Raw genomic sequence first — 16416 nt, forward strand, 5'->3', positions numbered from 1 at the left:
TGCGCTCAGATGCCGCGGGCCTGCTGCCAGCGGCGGGTGAGCAGCGAGGCGACCACTGCCAGCACCCCGCAACCGCCGATCACCCAGGCCATCGGCAGGGCGCTGCCATCGTGAAGCACGCCGACCAGCGAAGCGGCGCCCGCTGCCAGGCTGAATTGCAGGCAGCCCAGCAGCGCCGAGGCACTCCCGGCACGGGCGCCCTGACCGTTCATGGCGCAGGCCGAGGCATTGGGGATGATGCAGCCCAGGCTGGCGATGCAGACGAATAAAGGGATGAGCAGCGGCCACAAGGTCGCGGTGTGCATGGCGGCCAGTGCCAGCAGTACCACCCCGGCGCCCAGGTACACCCAGACCATTCGCGACAACAGCAACGCCGGCCCTGTGCGCGCCAGCAGTCGCGCGTTGACCTGAGCCATCAGGATGAAGCCTGCGGCATTGCTGCCAAACAGCCACCCATAGTGCTCGGCGGGAACGCCGTAGAGCTTGATGAACACGAACGGCGAACCGGCGATGTAGGCAAACATGCCGGCCATGGCGATGCCGCCGGTAATTGCATGGCCAATGAACACGCGATCGAGCAACAGGCGTGCATAGGCGCCCAGTGCGCCGCTCAGCGGTTGCCGTGGTCGATCGGCCGGCATGCTTTCCGGCAGACCCAGGGCGACTGCCGCCAGGCAGGCTGCACTGAAGAAGGTCAGCAGGATGAAGATCCACTGCCAGCCCCAGGTGTTGACCAGCAAACCGCCGAGCATGGGCGCCAGAATCGGCGCCAGGCCCATGACCAGCATCAGTTGGGAAAAGACTTTCGCCGAGCCGACCGCATCGCACTTGTCGCTGACGATGGCCCGTGCCAGCACCATGCCGGCACAGCCGCCCAGCGCCTGTACGAAGCGCGCGACGATCAGCCAGTCCAGGGTCGGTGCGAACGCACACAGCAGTGATGACAGCGTGAACAGGGTGACGCCTACCAGCAACGGCACGCGCCGACCGAATCGGTCGGCCACCGGGCCGTACACCAGTTGGCCGATGGACAAGCCCAGGAAATAGGCAGCCAGGGTGGCCTGGATGTGCTTCTCGTCGGTGCCGAAAGCCAGCGCCATGGCCGGAAAGCCTGGCAGGTAAAAGTCGATCGCCAGCGGGCCGAAAGCGCTGAGGGCTCCCAGAATGAGAATGGTCTTGAGATTCATCGGGTATCCAGTACGACTGCAGACAGACAAGCCGCCTAGTCTAACCTCGATACCCGGCGGCCTGCATGAACCTTGCCGCTACTCGCCGACCTCGTAGCCCTCTTCGGTGATCAGCTGCGCCACCTGTGGGCGCGGCAACTGGCTCTGCACTTTCACCTCGCCAGCGGCCAGGTCCACCTCTACGGTGGCGGCCGGGTCCTCGGCGACTACCGCCTGGGTCACGGCGCGCACGCAATGACCGCAAGTCATGCCTTTGACGTTGAACACTTGCATGGGAATTCCTCGCTGAGTGGGATTGAGGCCAGTTTCAACCTTCCCGTCGGGTCAAGGTCAAGTTTGTCGATGGGCTGCCGGGCTGGTATTCCCGCACGGGGTCGGCCAAGCTGCGCATAGATCGATATTGGCAGGAGTGTTTGCATGCGCCGTGGTATCTCGAGGTTGTTCGGCATTTTCGGCCTGTCGGCATTGGCATGCCTGGCCCAGGCCGACACTGGCCAGCCCTATGGCATTCTGATTGTTTCCCGCGAGCGCCTGGAAGTGGCCACCTCGTGCGAAATCGGGGTGTATCTGCAAGATCAACTGACTGCCAGGCTGTTCCAGGAGCAGGCGACGTCGTTCAACCTGCCCCCAGGGCCTGTCAGTGTAGGACTGCGTCAATTGCCAGGGCAGATGCCGGGCTGCGCACCGGGCATGACCGAGTACCGACCGGTGATCGTGACCATGCGCGCCGGCCAGATTCAGAAGTTTCGCATTGCGGCGGGCAATGCAGGCTTGTACCTCAAAGCGGAACCGTTGGACTATTGACCTTGCCCAGGGGGTAAGGTTGATGCTCAGGCATCGGCGCAGCTATTGAGTATGGGGAGGCAGTACGATGAATATCGGCCAGGCTGCTCGTGAAAGCGGCCTCAGCGCAAAGATGATCCGCTATTACGAGTCGATCGGCCTGCTCAGACCGGCCCATCGCAGTGACAGCGGCTACAGGCTCTATCGAGAAGACGACCTGCACACGCTCGGCTTCATCAAGCGCTCGCGTGACCTGGGGTTTTCACTGGAAGAAGTGGCGAAACTGCTGACACTGTGGCAAGACCGCCAGCGCGCCAGCGCTGACGTCAAGCAGCTGGCTCGGGCCCACATCGATGACCTCAACCAGCGCATCGCGCAGCTCAGCGGGCTGCGCGACACCCTGCAGCACCTGGTGGCGCACTGCCAAGGCGATGACCGCCCGGATTGCCCGATCCTCAAGGAGCTGGCATCCGGGGGCTGCTGCCACTAGGCACCCAGGCTTTACTGCATCCAGGGCGGTGGCGGCTCTTCGGCCTTGTCGGCAGGCTTCTCGTCCGCTTCGCGGATTGCCCGGCGACGGGCGTCATCCAGACGCGCCGCTTCAATCTCGCGCATCACGCCACCCACATCGGCTTCCACATCTTCCTCGGCAAATTCGCCGGTCAGCACACTGGCTGGATGCAACCGGCCCTCTTCGTACAGCGCCCACATTTCCTTGGCGTAGCGAGTGGCCTTGAGCTCCGGGGCAAAGCGCCCGAAGTAGCTGGCCATGTTGCCAACGTCGCGCTCCAGCATGCTGAAGGCGTGGTTGTTACCCGCAGCATCGACCGCCTGGGGCAAATCGATGATCACCGGACCGTCCGGGGTCAGCAGCACGTTGAACTCGGACAGGTCACCGTGCACCAAGCCTGTGCAGAGCATCAGCACGATCTGCTGGATCAGGAACGCGTGGTACTCGCGTGCCTGCTCGGGCTCCAGCACCACGTCATTGAGACGCGGCGCTGCATCGCCGTATTCATCGCAGATCATTTCCATCAGCAGCACGCCCTCGAGAAAATCGAAGGGCTTGGGCACCCGCACGCCGGCACCGGCCAGGCGGAAGAGCGCTGCCACCTCGGCGTTCTGCCAGGCATCCTCGGTTTCCTTGCGGCCGAACTTGGACCCTTTGGCCATGGCTCGGGCCTGACGGCTGTTACGGACCTTGCGGCCTTCCTGATACTCAGCGGCCTGACGAAAACTTCGTTTGTTCGCCTCCTTGTAGACCTTGGCGCAGCGCAATTGATTGCCACAGCGCACCACATAGACAGCTGCTTCTTTACCGCTCATGAGCGGTCGCAGCACCTCGTCCACCAGACCGTCCTCGATCAGCGGTTCAATGCGTTTTGGAGTCTTCATCAGCTTTTATTCTGGGTCCTTCGTTGCCAAACACGCGAGTTCTGTCGGCATCCTCTCACAGGATGGGAAGATTGCCGACCCGAGGGTGCAAAAGGATGCAAACAATCCGCCAATCTGCACAGCTACAGGCACTGTGCATCTACAGTTCACCCGGCGTGAAGCCAAACAGGCCCTTGAATGCGGCAATGAACGCCGAGGTGGATTCGTAGCCGTTGGCCAGGGCCGTCTGGGTGACGCTTTCGCCGTTTTCCAGGGCATTGAGCGATGACAGCAGGCGCATTCTTTGACGCCAGCCGCGGAAACTCAAGCCGGTTTCGCGCTGGAACAATCGCATCAGGGTTTTTTCCGAGGTGCCCAACCGGTGCGCCCAGGCGGCCAGGGTAGCGGACTGATCGGGCGCGGCGATCAGTTCGTTGCACAGCGACAACAACCGGCGGTCGCGGGGCAGCGGCAGGGAAAAGCCGACCTCGGGCAGGATCGCCAGCTGATCCAGCAGCACTTGCACCAGGCGCGCTTCGGGGCTGTTCCCGGCCGGGTAGTCATGGGGCAGCTCGCAGAAACCCTTGATCAACTCGCGGGCCAGGGGCGTGACTTCCAGCACTCGACACCGCGGCGGCGCCCACAGGCAGTCCTCTGCCCGCACATACAGGCTGCGCATTTCCGCGCGCATCGAGGTCACCACTTCATGCTCCATGCCGGCAGCAATCCACACGCCCCACTGGGGCGGTGCGAAAAAGCTGCCGTCGTCGGTGTGCACGCCCAGGACACCGCTGATGGCATAGGAAAACTGCACCCAGTCGTGGCGATGACGCGGCGTCCAGGAACCGGCGCTCAGGCTTTCGGCGCGGGCATACAGCGGCCTGGGCAGGCTCTGCAGCACAGGAATGGGACGGGGAAGACGAAGTTGTCCGTTAGTCGGCATTGCTTGGCCTTATATCGCAAGACGGCTCAAGAGTGCTTCAGGTAGCCTGTGCACATCAATCTCCTTCGATCCGTACACAGGTGCCTGCATGCACGTTTTCAAACATCTCAAACGCGTCGTCACCGACTGGTTCCTCTGCGGCATGCTGTTGGCCGTGGTGCTGGCGTGGCTGTTTCCCCACTTCGGCGCCACCGGCGGTGCCATGCACGCGGGCCTGGTGACCAACATCGGCGTGTTCGTGGTGTTCTTTCTGCACGGCATCAACCTGTCCAGCGAGCAAATCCGCCATGGCTTGAAAAACTGGCGCCTGCACATCATGGTCCAGGCCTTCACGTTCGTGGTCTTCCCATTGCTGTGGCTGGCCAGCGACAAAGCCTTCGGCGCCTTCATTCCGGCGACCTTGATGCTCGGCTTCCTGTACCTGGCCGCCCTGCCCTCGACCATTTCTTCATCGGTGGCCCTGACCGGCAGCGCTGGCGGCAACGTCCCGGCAGCGATCCTCAACGCCAGCCTGTCCAGTGTCCTGGGCATTTTCATCACCCCGTTCCTGTGCGCGCTGGTGGTGGGTGAAGGCTCTGGCGGCATCGACCTGGGCGAGACGCTGCTGGACCTGTGCGGCATGCTGCTTTTGCCGCTGGTACTGGGGCAGTTGCTGCGGCCGTTGTTCGGCAAGTTCTTTGGCCGGCACAAGCGCTATACCAACCTCATCGACAAGGCGGTGATCCTGCTGCTGGTCTACGCGGCGTTCTGCAACTCGATGGTTTCCGGGCTGTGGCAGCAGCAGGGCCTGTCGGTGCTGGCGATTGCCTTTGGTGGCAGCGCGGTATTGCTGGCGCTGATCCTGTTGCTGACCACGCGCACCGCCAAGGCGCTGGACTTCAACCATGCCGACAAGGTCGCTGCGGTGTTCTGCGCAAGCAAGAAATCGCTGGCTGCCGGTGCGCCGATGGCCGCGCTGATCTTCGGCAGCAACCCGGGCCTGGGCCTGATTCTGCTGCCGATCATGATCTACCATCCGCTGCAGCTGATCGTCTGCTCGATCATGGCCGAGAGCTATGCCAATCGACTCAAGGTCCAGGCCGCCGCCGCGCCATCGGCAGTGCCGCTCAGCGCTCGATGATCGCGGTCACGCCCTGGCCGCCGGCGGCGCAGATGGAAATCAAGCCGCGGCCGCTGCCGGCGGTCGCCAGTAGCTTGGCGAGGTTGCCCAGGACACGCCCGCCGGTGGCCGCGAAGGGATGGCCTGCGGCCAGGGAACTGCCCTTGACGTTCAGCCGTGCACGATCGATCGACCCCAGTGGCGCTTCCAAGCCGAGCCGGGTGCGGCAGTACTCGGGGTCTTCCCAGGCCTTGAGGGTGCACAGCACCTGAGCGGCAAAGGCTTCGTGGATTTCGTAATAGTCGAAATCCTGCAGGGTCAGGCCATTGCGTGCCAGCAGCCGTGGCACGGCATAGACCGGTGCCATCAACAGACCTTCCTGGCCACTGACGAAGTCCACTGCAGCGGTCTCGCCGTCGCGCAGGTACGCTAACACCGGCAGGCCCCGCTCTTGCGCCCAGGCTTCGCTGGCCAGCAGCACCACGCTGGCGCCATCGGTCAACGGCGTGGAGTTGCCCGCCGTGAGCGTGCCCCTGGCACTTTTTTCAAAAGCCGGTTTGAGCGCCGCCAACTGATCGCGAGTCAGCTCAGGGCGCAGGTTGTGATCCCGATTCAAGCCCAGGAATGGGGTAAGCAAATCGTCCTGCCAGCCCTCGGCATAGGCAGCGGCCAAGTGCTGGTGGCTGAGCAATGCCAATTGGTCCTGCTGTTCGCGGGGTATGTCCCAGGTCTGCGCCATCAGTTCGCAATGCTGGCCCATGGAAAGGCCCGTGCGCGGCTCGCCATTGCGGGGCAGCTCCGGCTTGAAGTGCTGTGGGCGTAGTTGCAGGAGGGCTTTGAGCTTGTCGGGCAGAGACTTGGCCCGGTTGGCGCGGAGCAGCACCTGACGCAGCCCTTCGTCCACCGCAATGGGCGCATCGGAGGCGGTATCGACACCACCGGCAATGGCGCATTCGATCTGACCCAGGGCAATCTTGTTGGCCACCAGCAAAGCCGCCTCCAGCCCCGTACCACAGGCCTGCTGCACGTCGTAGGCGGGTGTTTGCGGCGACAGTCGCGAACCCAGCACGCATTCACGGGTGAGGTTGAAATCCCGCGAGTGCTTGAGCACCGCCCCCGCAGCCACTTCGCCAAGGCGCAGGCCGTGCAGGCCGTAACGTTCGATCAAGCCCTCCAGCGCGGCGGTAAGCATCGTCTGGTTGCTGGCCGTGGCATAGGGACCGTTGGCACGGGCGAAGGGAATTCGATTGCTGCCAATGATGGCAACCCGGCGCACAGCATTCATAGCAGGGTTCATAACGGGCATCCTTGGGGGATTGTGTGACAGCGGCTTTACAAAACCGTGGTGCAGACCGGGCGAACGACAGTTGCCCCGTCGTGGTCCACACTTTGAACCCTTTGACCCGGAGCACGTTCCATGTCCGATCGATATATCGACTTTGCCAACTCCGACTTCGGTCGCCGCCTGGTGGGTGCCGTCGGGCTGCCTTCCCCGGCTCACCTGGAGCGCTGGCAGGGCGGCCGTCTGCGCCCCGTCGATGGCCCTTTGCTGCTGGGCGGCGGACCGCTGGCAGCCAAGGTCGCGGTGTTCGCCGGCAAGCTCACGGCCGAGGCCTACGGCGCCGCGCCGTTGCCGAGCTGGACGGCCGGGCTGGGGCCGAAAGTCAAAGCCGTGGTGTTCGATGCCAGCCATATCAAAGACAGCGAAGAACTCAAGCAACTGCGCGAATTCTTCCAGCCGCTGATCAAGAGCCTGGACAACAGCGCCCACTTGCTCATTCTGGGCCGTGATCCCCACAGCCTCAACGACCCTCTGGCACACATTGCCCAACGCGCGCTGGAAGGCTTCAGCCGTTCGTTGGCCAAGGAACTGCGCGATGGCGCGACCCTCCAGCTGCTGTACGTGGCGCCCGAGGCGGACGATCAACTGGAAGGCGCCCTGCGCTTCTTCCTGTCGCCAAAAAGCGCGTTCGTTTCTGGGCAGGTGCTGTTCCTGGAGCCGTGTGCAGTGCAGGTCAGCGACTGGACGCGCCCGCTGGCCGGACGCAAGGCTCTGGTGACCGGTGCCGCCCGAGGCATAGGCGCGGCCATCGCGCAGACGCTGGCGCGCGACGGCGCCGAAGTGATCTTGCTGGATGTCCCGCAGGCCCGTCACGACCTGGAGGCCTTGGCGGCGCGCCTGGGCGGACGCACCATCGACCTGGATATCTGCGCTGCGGACGCGGCCGAGCGCCTGATCGAAGCATTACCGGACGGCCTGGATATCGTGGTGCACAACGCTGGCATCACCCGTGACAAGACCCTGGTCAACATGACACCCGAGTACTGGGACTCGGTGTTGGCGGTCAATTTGCTGGCACCGCAGCGCCTGACCCAGGCCTTGTTCGACAGCGGCACCCTGCGCGATGACGGCCGTGTGGTGCTGCTCTCTTCCACTACCGGTATTGCCGGCAATCGCGGCCAGAGCAATTATGCCGCCAGCAAGGCGGGCCTGATCGGCATGGCCGAGGCGTTCGCGCCGCTGCTGGCGCAACGCGGCGCCACGATCAATGCGGTGGCGCCGGGCTTCATCGAAACGCACATGACCGCGCAGATGCCGTTCGGCCTGCGTGAGGCCGGGCGCCGGCTGAGTTCGCTGGGCCAGGGCGGCCAGCCGCAGGATGTCGCCGAGGCTGTGGCCTGGCTGGCACAACCAGGGAGCGGTGCGGTCAGCGGGCAAGTGTTGCGCGTATGCGGCCAAAGCGTGCTGGGGGCCTGAGCATGTCGACCCAATGGCACACCCTGACCCGTAACCCCGACCTGGCCGGGGCCTACCTGCACGCGCTGTTCAATCGCAAGATCAAGGGTACGCAACTGCCGGATTTCGGCGTGCGCTGCAACGTCACGGCCGACCCTCGACACCTGGCGAACTATCGTGAACTGTGCGGTTTCGGTGAGGGCGGCATGATGCCCGCCACTTACCCTCATGTATTGGCGTTCCCTTTGCAGATGCGCTTGCTGACTGACAAGGCGTTCCCTTTTCCATTGATGGGACTGGTGCACGTGCGCAATCGCATTCAGGTGTTGCGCCCGTTGGGTGGCGTGGCCGACGTGCGCGTCAGCGTGCATACGCAGAACCTGCAGCCCCACGACAAAGGCGCCACTTTCGAGGTGGTGACCCAGGTCGATGATCCTCTCGGGCCGCTGTGGCTGGAGCACAGCACCATGCTGTGCAGAGGGGCCAAAGCCGAGGGCCTGGCAACTCCGGCGCCGGTGGTCGAGCCGCTGCCCCTGGCGCAGGTGCACCGCTGGTATGCAGCGCACGATACGGGGCGACGCTATGCCCGGGTGTCCGGAGATTACAACCCGATTCACCTGAGCGCACCCACGGCCAAGCTGTTCGGTTTCCCCAGCGCGATCGCCCACGGCATGTGGAGCCTGGCGCAAAGCGTGGCAGCCCTGCGTGAGCATTTGCCCATGGCCAACTATGAGCTGGAGGTGGAGTTTCACAAGCCGGTACGGTTGCCGAGCGAGTTGATCCTGAGCGCCAGCGCCGCGGGCGGTAACGGGCAGTTGCGGCTGGAGGGGCGTGGGGAGCTGGTGCATATGACCGGGCGGTGGGGGGCAGTGGCAGGGTGACGTTGGGGTGGCAAAAGGCGGGCGGCTACGCGGCTGTGCGCGACCCCTACAGATGCATGGGTGGGGATGTTTGCACGAACCTTCTAGACTCGAGGCTCTCGGCGCGGGATAAATGACCGCTCTACCCCGCAGGTGGCCCATGCCCGACACCCATTGGATCGATCTTGCCCAAGACCGCGACAGCGGTATCGAAACGTTACGCGCTCACTTTCGCGGACATGCCTATGATCCGCACTGGCACGACAGTTATCTGGTGGGCATCACGGAGCAAGGCGTGCAACAGTTCCACTGTCGTCGGCAGCGTCATGCCAGCACCCCAGGCCAGGTGTTCACCCTGGAGCCCGGGGAGATTCATGACGGCGATGCGCCCCATGCCGAAGGCTTTACCTACCATATGCTGTACCTGGACCCGCAGTGGCTGAGCCGTGAACTCGCTGGCCTGTTCGAGCACGCGCCGGACAACTGCATACTGGGGTTCGGCAACGCCTTGAGAACCGACCCGCGCCTGGGTCGAGCCATCAGCTTCGCCTTTTGCGCGCTGCATCATCAGGAATCCCGGATCGTTCGCCAGAGCGCGCTCGACGGCTTGCTCCAAGGCCTGACGGCAGACCTGCACTGGCGGCGCCTGGACAGCCTCGATCCACGCTTGCCGCAAGTGGCGCTGCGGGCCCGTGACTACCTGCATGCGCACTTGCATCGTGATCTGGGCATGGACGAGCTGGCCCATGCCTGCGGCGTTGACCGCTTTCGCCTGAGCCGCGCATTCAAGGCGGCGTTCGGCCTGCCGCCGCATGCCTATCTGGTGCAACTGCGCCTGACCCGGGCGCGGCGGTTGCTGGCCGGCGGGGCGTGGCCCGCTCAGGTGGCCAGTGATCTGGGCTTCGCCGACCAGAGCCACCTGGGACGCTGGTTTCTGCGCGCCTATGGCCTGAGCCCCGGCGCCTATCGTTCACGCTGCTCAAATCTTCCAGACTGAGCTGAGCCAGTACGCCACGCTGCAGCCTCCATCATTCTGGAGCCTGCTGCCATGCTGCCCTTCATGCTGTTCGCCTTCGTCGCCTCCATCACGCCTGGCCCGACCAATATCCTGGTGCTGAGCAACAGCGCTCGCTTTGGCTGGTGGGCCACGGTGCCAAGCATTCTGGGGGCCTGCCTGGGGGCGGCGGTGATGGTGTTGCTAGTAGGCACGGGCGTCGGTCAGTCAGTGCTGGCGATTCCCGGCGCGCAACCGGTGATGGCCTGGGTTGGCACGCTGTGGCTGAGCTGGCTGGCCTGGAAGATCTTCAGCAGCCCGGCGCGGGCCATCGAGCAGCGAGACACGGCGCGCCTCGGCTTTATCGGGGCGGCGGCGTTGCAGGTGGTCAACCCCAAGACCTGGGTGATGGCGCTGGCAGTGGTCAGTGTGTTCAGCCAGGGCAATGGAATCATGATGCTGGCGTTGGTGTTCTTTGCCGTGGCGTTGCCGTGCATGGCATGTTGGGCGTTGCTGGGAATGGGTTCGGCGCGCTGGCTGACGTCGCCGCGCCGGGTGCAGTGGATGAACAGGGGGTTGGCGATACTGCTGTTGCTCGCGGCGTGGGTCGGGGTCTTGCTTTAACCCCCATTCCCCCCGAAGCTATGCGCCTTCAGGAGTCCCGCAATGAACCTCGAAACCCTTACCCAACGCCTGCATCAGATCCGTGACAACAACGACTGGCGGCGCTTTCACAGCCCCAAGAACCTGGCCATGGCAGCCAGCGTGGAAATGTCCGAACTGCTGGAAATCTTCCAGTGGCTGACCGAGGACCAATCGCGCCAGCTGTCCCCGGAACAACTCGAGCATGCCGGACAGGAAGTCGGCGATGTCGTGCTCTATCTGTTGCTGTTGTGCAGCGAACTGGGCCTGGACATGGAACAGGTGGTGCGCGCCAAGCTGGCGGACAGCGAACGGCGCTTCGCTCGATGAGCGACCGTCATTTCGACGAATTGGCCACGCGCTTCGCCGAGAAAATCTATGGCGGCGCCAAAGGCGCGATTCGCCTGGCCGTGTTGCAGACAGACCTGCTCGAGGCGTTGCCCGCACGCTCTCTGCGTGTACTGGACATCGGTGGTGGCCTGGGGCACATGGCGTTGTGGCTGGCCGAGCAAGGCCATCAAGTGACCCTGACCGAACCGGCCGCGCCCATGCTCGAAGGTGCCCGGGAACGCTTCGCCGCCGCCGGCCAGAGCGCCACCTTCATTCAAGCGCCCTGGCAGGATCTGCCGGCGCAACTGAGCGAGCCTTTCGATCTGGTGATCTGCCATGCGGTGCTCGAATGGCTGGCCGAACCCTACGCCATTCTGCCCGCCCTGCATCGACTGACCCGTCCAGGCGGATGGTTGTCGCTGGCCTTCTACAACCGAGACGCGCTGGTGTACCGCAACCTGCTCAAAGGCCATTTCCGCAAGCTGCGCAGCAATGAGCTGGCGGGCGAAAAACAAAGCCTGACCCCACAAACGCCCCTGGACCCGCGCGAACTCGCGGCGCAACTTGACGGCGCCTGGAGTGTCGAAAGCCAAAGCGGCGTCAGAGTGTTTCACGACTACATGCCAGTGGATTTCCAGAAACGCGCCGATGTCGCGGCGCTGGTGGAAATGGAGCTGGCCCATCGACGTCATCCGGCGTTCGCCGGCCTGGGCCGTTACCTGCACTGGGTGTGTCGGCCGGTATGACCGGTCACTTTGGGAGACTGTCATGCGTTGCCTAGCGTTGTGCCTTGCCTGCCTGGGACTGGTCGCCTGCCAGAGCCCCAATCCGTATGTCGCCAGCTCCAAGCCCTTGCCGCCCGCCCCGGCACAGGCGGCCAGCACGTTCGATGCCAGTGCCTACCCCGCGCCGCCGCGCGATTACGGGCGCTACCGCAACTGGGGCTGGGTCAACGGGCAACTGCCCGCCGGCACCAGTTGGGCGGATTCGGCGCAGATTGCCGAAGCGGTGAGCAATGGCCTGGACCAACGGGGTCTGCGGCCACTTCGCGGCGCCGGTGCGGCGGATTTGCGTGTGGCTGCGGACCTGCGCCTGGAGACCCGCCTGCGCCAGGAGCGCGATGACTACGGATACGGCGGCGGCTATGGTGGCTACAACCGCGGTTACGGACCTTACGACCGCTACGGTGGGGTGTACGGCAGCTATCCGGTGGTGCGGACCTATCAGGTTCAGGTGATGGTAGTGCGCATCAGTTTGTTCGACGGCAGTAGCGGCCAACCGGTGTGGAGCGCGAGTGCCGAAACCAGCAGCCAGGGCAGTCTGAGCGATCGTAACGATGCGTTACGCAGCGCTGTGGAAAAGGCTCTGACGGCCTATCCTCCGTCTTGACTCCAAGGAGAAGACATCATGTTGCGTCGCCTTGCCTTACTGCCTGTGTTCGTACTGCTCAGCGCTTGCCAGAACCCGCAGATCAACCACGACTTCGATGCCAGCCGCGACTTCGGGGCCTACCGCAGTTGGGCATGGAAAGAGCCTGGCGTGCAGTACCGTCCTGATGACCCGCGGATCAAGAGCGATCTGACTGACCAGCGTATTCGCCAGGCCGTCAGCGGCCAACTCGACCAGCGCGGGTTGCGCCCCACAGCTGCGGGGGGCCGGGCTGACGTGCAGCTGCAGGCCTATCTGATCATCGATAACCGTCAGCAGCAGGTCACCACCAATTACGGCGGTGGTTGGGGCGGCGGCTACTGGGGGCCTTACTGGGCCAGCCCGATGATGAATGAAACGCGCAGCGTGGATTATCAGGTCGCCACTCTGCAGCTGGACATGGTCGACGGCCGTGACGGCAAGCTGGTATGGCGCGGCAGCACCGAACAGGTGGTGAACGACAACGCGGTGTCGCCCACTGATCGCAACGCGGCGATCCAGAAAGCCGTGGCCAAGATCCTTTCGACGTATCCGCCTCGCTGAGGCCCACTGCCCATCGGAAAAAAAAGTTTTGCACGCGGCTCATGAACGCGCGCGGTGCGTCTAATCTGAAGCCAGAAGGTCTGTTTCAGAAGTGAGTCACCGCCGTACGCAAGTGAGTGCCGCCATGCCTAGCCTAGTATTGCTTCTCTGGTTCACCCTCTGCGCCGAGCAGGATATTCGTCAGCGCAGGATTGCCGACACACTCACCCTTGGCGCGGGCTCCCTGGCGCTGGTTTGCCTGTTCACCACGGGGCATACGTGGATCGGCTCGAGCATGGTGCAGGCGGCAGCAGCGCTGGCCCTGAGCATGGCACTCACCCTCCCCGGCTATCTGAGTGGCCGCCTGGGCCGGGGTGAAGTGCAACTGCTGTGGGCATTGGCGCTGGCGTCGGACAGTAATCATCTGGTCGGCACGTTGATCGGCGGGGTGCTGGCCATTGTGGTGTGGGTATTCGTGGGGCCAATGCTGTGGTACCGGCTGACCATTCGCTACCGGCGCAAGGTGGCCTATCTGGACCCTGAGTCGCCGACGCCGCTGCCGTTGACGCCGTTCTTGCTGGTGGGGTTTGTGTTGACGTTGTTCTGGTTGAGTTGAGATGGGTTTCATGGGTGGGATTTGTGGTGAAGGGTCCCCTCGCCCCGACCCTCTCCCTGGGGGAGAGGGGCCAGAAGCACAGCCTAGTCCACCACCGAGAATTCAACCCTCGCCGTCTGTCCTGCCTCATCCAGTACGCTCACCTCATACCTGCCGGCCCGTTCGAACGCTGCGTTCAAGCCTGCCTCGCCCTCCGCGGCCCCGAACGGCTCGCCGTTGACGAACCACCAACGCTTTCCCTGTCCGCCCAACGCCGACAAGCTGATGCGCAGCCCTCCGGCACTGGCCGCAGGACGGCGCAAGCGATCGCCTGTACGCACGCCCACGATCGACAGCGGTGCCATGGCTGGCAGGGGCGGTGGCGGGCAATCCGGATCGGCGCCTGGTAGGCGTGCCTCGCGGCGCTCGGCCTTGGGTAGCCAAGGCTCCAGGGCCGCCGGCCACAAGGCGATCGCCTGCGCGCGGGCGCCCGGGCAGGCCGCATTCACGCGCAGGCCTTGCGGGGACACCCACAGACTTTCCTGCAGCCCGGTGCCCAAGGGCTGATCCAGCGCCAACAAGGTGGGCGGGGTGGTGTTATCCAAGGTCCATGCAAACCGCTGCCGACGGCAGTTGGGATCGGCACGGTCCAGCGGTTGGCCCATGGGCCAGCAGATGGCGGCCACGCCGACACTGGCGGGTACCGCTTGCACCGGCGCCGTGATGCCGCGCTGGGCATCACGATTGCCGAGCACGTCGTGCACCTGAAACATCAGCGGTGCTGCCGATGCCAGGCCGAATTGGCCGGGTACCGGCGTACCGTCCGGGCGGCCTATCCAGACACCTATCAAATAGCGCGGGCCGACGCCGATCGACCAGGCATCGCGAAAGCCATAACTGGTGCCGGTTTTCCACGCCAGCGCCGGGCGCAGTACCAGCTCGGCATGGGGGTCCTGATCTGGCCGCGCCTGGCCACTGAGGATGCGCCTGACAATCCAGGCAGCCCCGGAGGACATCATCGGCCGCTCGCGCAGCACATCCTGAGGCTGCCAGCGCAAGGTGGCGCTGCTGCCCTGGCGAGCGAAGGCGCTGTACCCTCCCACCAGATCCTCCAGCCGACTGCCGACGCCGCCCAGGATCATCGCCAGATTGGGCTCGGCCGCCACCGGCCAGCTCAGGTTCAGCCCGCCATTGCGCAACTGTGCCGCGAAGCGTTTGGGCCCCAGGGCCTCGAGCAACTGCACCGCCGGCAGGTTGAGCGACAACGACAAGGCCGAGCTGGCTGCCACGGGCCCGCTGAAGCCTGCGGAGAAATTACCCGGCCGATAATCGCCATAACGGCGTGGGACATCCTGCAGCAGGGACTCGGAATGAATGAGCCCGGCGTCCATGGCCATGCCGTACAGGAACGGTTTGAGCGTGGAGCCCGGCGATCTCACTGCACTGACCATGTCTACATGCCCGAAGCGACGTTCATCGGCGATATCCACCGAGCCCAGGTAGGCCCGCACCGCCATGGTGTGCGCATCCACCACCAGGATCGCGGCAGAGGTACGTTCCGGCAAGCGGCTGCGCCAACCCAGCAGAAGGTCTTCGAGACGACGTTGCAGGCCGGCATCGATCAGGGTGTAGATAACGGCTGGGCCATGGCTATGGTTCAGTCGGCGAGCCAGCAGTGGTGCCAGCGATGGTTCTTGCCGTGGCGCCAACAGCAATGGCTCCTGCTGCGCCTCGCGAACCTGCTGCGCGGGCCATGCGGTGTCATCGGCCAGACGCTGCAGGACCTTGTCCCGAGCCGCCTGAGCCTGCAGCGGATGCCGGTCGGGCCGCAGCCGGCTGGGCGCCTGGGGCAACACGGCGAGCAATGCGGCTTCGCTGCGAGTGAGCTGGGCGGGGGATTTCCCCAGATACGCCCAGCTGGCGGCGGCCACGCCCTGCAAGGTGCCGCCGAAGGGTGCACGGTTCAAGTACAGCTCCAGAATTTCCTGCTTGCTCAGGTGCCACTCAAGTTGGGCCGTGCGCCCCAACTGGTGCAATTTGCCGAGCAGCGTCCGTGAGTGCGGATCGAGCAGGCGCGCCACCTGCATGGACAGGGTGCTGCCACCCGACACCACCCGCCCGCCACTGAGGTTGAGCCAGGCTGCCCGCGCCAACGCCAGGGGGTTCACCCCTGGATGCTGATAGAACCAGCGGTCTTCGTAGGTAAGCAAGGCTTCAAGGTAATAGGGCGAAACCTGATCCCGCCGTATGGGGTAGCGCCACACGCCGTCGGCATCGGCAAAACGCCACAACGGCGTGCCGTCTTCGGCGAGGACCACGCGGGCCAGGTCGTCCTGCGGCAGCGGCAACGGCCAGAGACGGTCAGCCAGCCACAGCAAGGCGAGCAGCACGGTAATCGAGAGCAACAGCCGGCGGCCGACAGTGGCCAGTCGGCGGGCGCGATCACCCGCGCGGAGTACGCGTGAAATCATGCGCACTCACCTTTATGGTCTAGCCGGGAACTTGGCCCCACGGAGCATGGCCAAAGGCTGCAACATGGCACGAATGCCACTAACCGAATCGGGATGCGACTATGCATGTAGAAGGCTTTTTCGAGTGGCTGGGCCAGGCGCTTGGGGCAATCATCCGTTGGGTGGTCGATAGCCTGAGCTGGTTGTTCAGTCTGCTCGGCAACGCGGGCGGCAACTTCGTCGAGGGCATGTCACGCACCCTGGGCATGGACACCAACGTCGTCACCATCGGCGCATTGATCGTCGGTTTGCTGTTTCTGTTTTCGGCGGTGCGGGCGTTCATGCGCGCGTCGATCATCATGGGCGTCATCTGGGCCCTGCTGGGCTTGTGGTTGTTGAGCTGGATCATCCACTGATAGGGCTGTGTGCGCCGCGGCCTTGGGATGCCTCGGTATTGCGAGGCATTTCAAGG

General features: G+C 64.3%; 19 protein-coding genes. 13 read left to right on the top strand and 6 right to left on the bottom strand.

The genetic code is table 11. The features are described from left to right. Window positions 1-5: 5 nt before the first annotated feature. Together B3397_RS09345 and B3397_RS09350 are read right to left on the bottom strand one after the other, a co-directional pair. The gene (locus tag B3397_RS09345; protein WP_296249310.1) at window positions 6-1187 is read right to left on the bottom strand and encodes a multidrug effflux MFS transporter; all 1182 of its coding nucleotides are present in this window, start codon (window positions 1185-1187) and stop codon (window positions 6-8) included. Window positions 1188-1265: 78 nt separating this feature from the next. Further along, window positions 1266-1460 carry a heavy-metal-associated domain-containing protein gene (locus B3397_RS09350; protein ID WP_296249311.1) on the bottom strand — a complete coding sequence of 65 codons (195 nt, stop codon included), beginning with the start codon at window positions 1458-1460 and terminating at the stop codon, window positions 1266-1268. A gap of 144 nt (window positions 1461-1604) precedes the next feature. Here B3397_RS09350 and B3397_RS09355 point away from each other — a divergent pair, with 144 nt between their 5' ends. Then, a complete protein-coding gene (locus tag B3397_RS09355) occupies window positions 1605-1991 on the top strand; it encodes a hypothetical protein (RefSeq protein ID WP_296249313.1) in 387 nt (128 codons plus the stop codon). Window positions 1992-2058: 67 nt separating this feature from the next. After that, on the top strand, window positions 2059-2460 hold the full coding sequence (gene cueR, locus B3397_RS09360; protein ID WP_296249315.1) for a Cu(I)-responsive transcriptional regulator: 402 nt from the start codon (window positions 2059-2061) through the stop codon (window positions 2458-2460). Between the two features lie 11 nt (window positions 2461-2471). Here the strand turns inward: cueR and B3397_RS09365 are convergent, their stop codons facing one another. Then, window positions 2472-3365 carry a PA4780 family RIO1-like protein kinase gene (locus B3397_RS09365; protein ID WP_296249317.1) on the bottom strand — a complete coding sequence of 298 codons (894 nt, stop codon included), beginning with the start codon at window positions 3363-3365 and terminating at the stop codon, window positions 2472-2474. Window positions 3366-3504: 139 nt separating this feature from the next. Continuing rightward, window positions 3505-4287 (bottom strand): AraC family transcriptional regulator, encoded by a 783-nt coding sequence (locus B3397_RS09370; RefSeq protein ID WP_296249318.1) that lies wholly within the window; start codon window positions 4285-4287, stop codon window positions 3505-3507. 88 nt (window positions 4288-4375) lie between these two features. Here B3397_RS09370 and B3397_RS09375 point away from each other — a divergent pair, with 88 nt between their 5' ends. After that, complete coding sequence (locus B3397_RS09375) at window positions 4376-5407, top strand: bile acid:sodium symporter family protein (protein WP_296249320.1); 1032 nt, start codon at window positions 4376-4378, stop codon at window positions 5405-5407. On the opposite strand, the gene B3397_RS09380 is transcribed toward B3397_RS09375, so the two are convergent. Next, window positions 5394-6671 (bottom strand): acetyl-CoA C-acetyltransferase, encoded by a 1278-nt coding sequence (locus B3397_RS09380; RefSeq protein WP_296249397.1) that lies wholly within the window; start codon window positions 6669-6671, stop codon window positions 5394-5396. The genes B3397_RS09375 and B3397_RS09380 overlap by 14 nt on opposite strands. Before the next feature lie 132 nt (window positions 6672-6803). Here B3397_RS09380 and B3397_RS09385 point away from each other — a divergent pair, with 132 nt between their 5' ends. The 9 genes from B3397_RS09385 (at window position 6804) to B3397_RS09425 (ending at window position 13515) form a co-directional block, all read left to right on the top strand. Continuing rightward, complete coding sequence (locus tag B3397_RS09385; protein WP_296249322.1) at window positions 6804-8144, top strand: 3-oxoacyl-ACP reductase; 1341 nt, start codon at window positions 6804-6806, stop codon at window positions 8142-8144. 2 nt (window positions 8145-8146) lie between these two features. Next, window positions 8147-9004, top strand: a complete 858-nt coding sequence (locus tag B3397_RS09390) for a MaoC family dehydratase (RefSeq protein ID WP_296249324.1) — start codon at window positions 8147-8149, stop codon at window positions 9002-9004. A 139-nt stretch (window positions 9005-9143) separates the two neighbouring features. Then, on the top strand, window positions 9144-9980 hold the full coding sequence (locus B3397_RS09395; protein ID WP_296249326.1) for an AraC family transcriptional regulator: 837 nt from the start codon (window positions 9144-9146) through the stop codon (window positions 9978-9980). A 51-nt stretch (window positions 9981-10031) separates the two neighbouring features. Next, complete coding sequence (locus B3397_RS09400) at window positions 10032-10601, top strand: LysE family translocator (protein ID WP_296249329.1); 570 nt, start codon at window positions 10032-10034, stop codon at window positions 10599-10601. Window positions 10602-10643: 42 nt separating this feature from the next. Beyond that, window positions 10644-10949, top strand: a complete 306-nt coding sequence (locus B3397_RS09405; protein WP_296249333.1) for a nucleotide pyrophosphohydrolase — start codon at window positions 10644-10646, stop codon at window positions 10947-10949. Then, entirely contained in the window at window positions 10946-11695 is a 750-nt protein-coding gene (locus B3397_RS09410) for a methyltransferase domain-containing protein (RefSeq protein ID WP_296249335.1), read from the top strand. Before B3397_RS09405 ends, B3397_RS09410 begins: the two co-directional genes overlap by 4 nt. A gap of 22 nt (window positions 11696-11717) precedes the next feature. After that, a complete protein-coding gene (locus B3397_RS09415; protein ID WP_296249338.1) occupies window positions 11718-12338 on the top strand; it encodes a DUF4136 domain-containing protein in 621 nt (206 codons plus the stop codon). 18 nt (window positions 12339-12356) lie between these two features. Next, window positions 12357-12920, top strand: coding sequence for a DUF4136 domain-containing protein (locus B3397_RS09420; protein ID WP_296249340.1), 564 nt, complete (start codon window positions 12357-12359; stop codon window positions 12918-12920). Window positions 12921-13044: 124 nt separating this feature from the next. Continuing rightward, on the top strand, window positions 13045-13515 hold the full coding sequence (locus B3397_RS09425) for a prepilin peptidase (protein WP_296249343.1): 471 nt from the start codon (window positions 13045-13047) through the stop codon (window positions 13513-13515). An 83-nt stretch (window positions 13516-13598) separates the two neighbouring features. On the opposite strand, the gene pbpC is transcribed toward B3397_RS09425, so the two are convergent. Continuing rightward, on the bottom strand, window positions 13599-15965 hold the full coding sequence (gene pbpC, locus B3397_RS09430) for a peptidoglycan glycosyltransferase PbpC (RefSeq protein ID WP_296249345.1): 2367 nt from the start codon (window positions 15963-15965) through the stop codon (window positions 13599-13601). A gap of 101 nt (window positions 15966-16066) precedes the next feature. Between pbpC and B3397_RS09435 the strand changes: the two genes are divergently transcribed. Continuing rightward, window positions 16067-16360 carry a hypothetical protein gene (locus B3397_RS09435; RefSeq protein WP_296249347.1) on the top strand — a complete coding sequence of 98 codons (294 nt, stop codon included), beginning with the start codon at window positions 16067-16069 and terminating at the stop codon, window positions 16358-16360. Window positions 16361-16416 lie beyond the last annotated feature (56 nt).

The sequence above is a fragment of the Pseudomonas sp. UBA4194 genome, assembly GCF_002379585.1.
Classification (GTDB): Bacteria; Pseudomonadota; Gammaproteobacteria; order Pseudomonadales; family Pseudomonadaceae; genus Aquipseudomonas.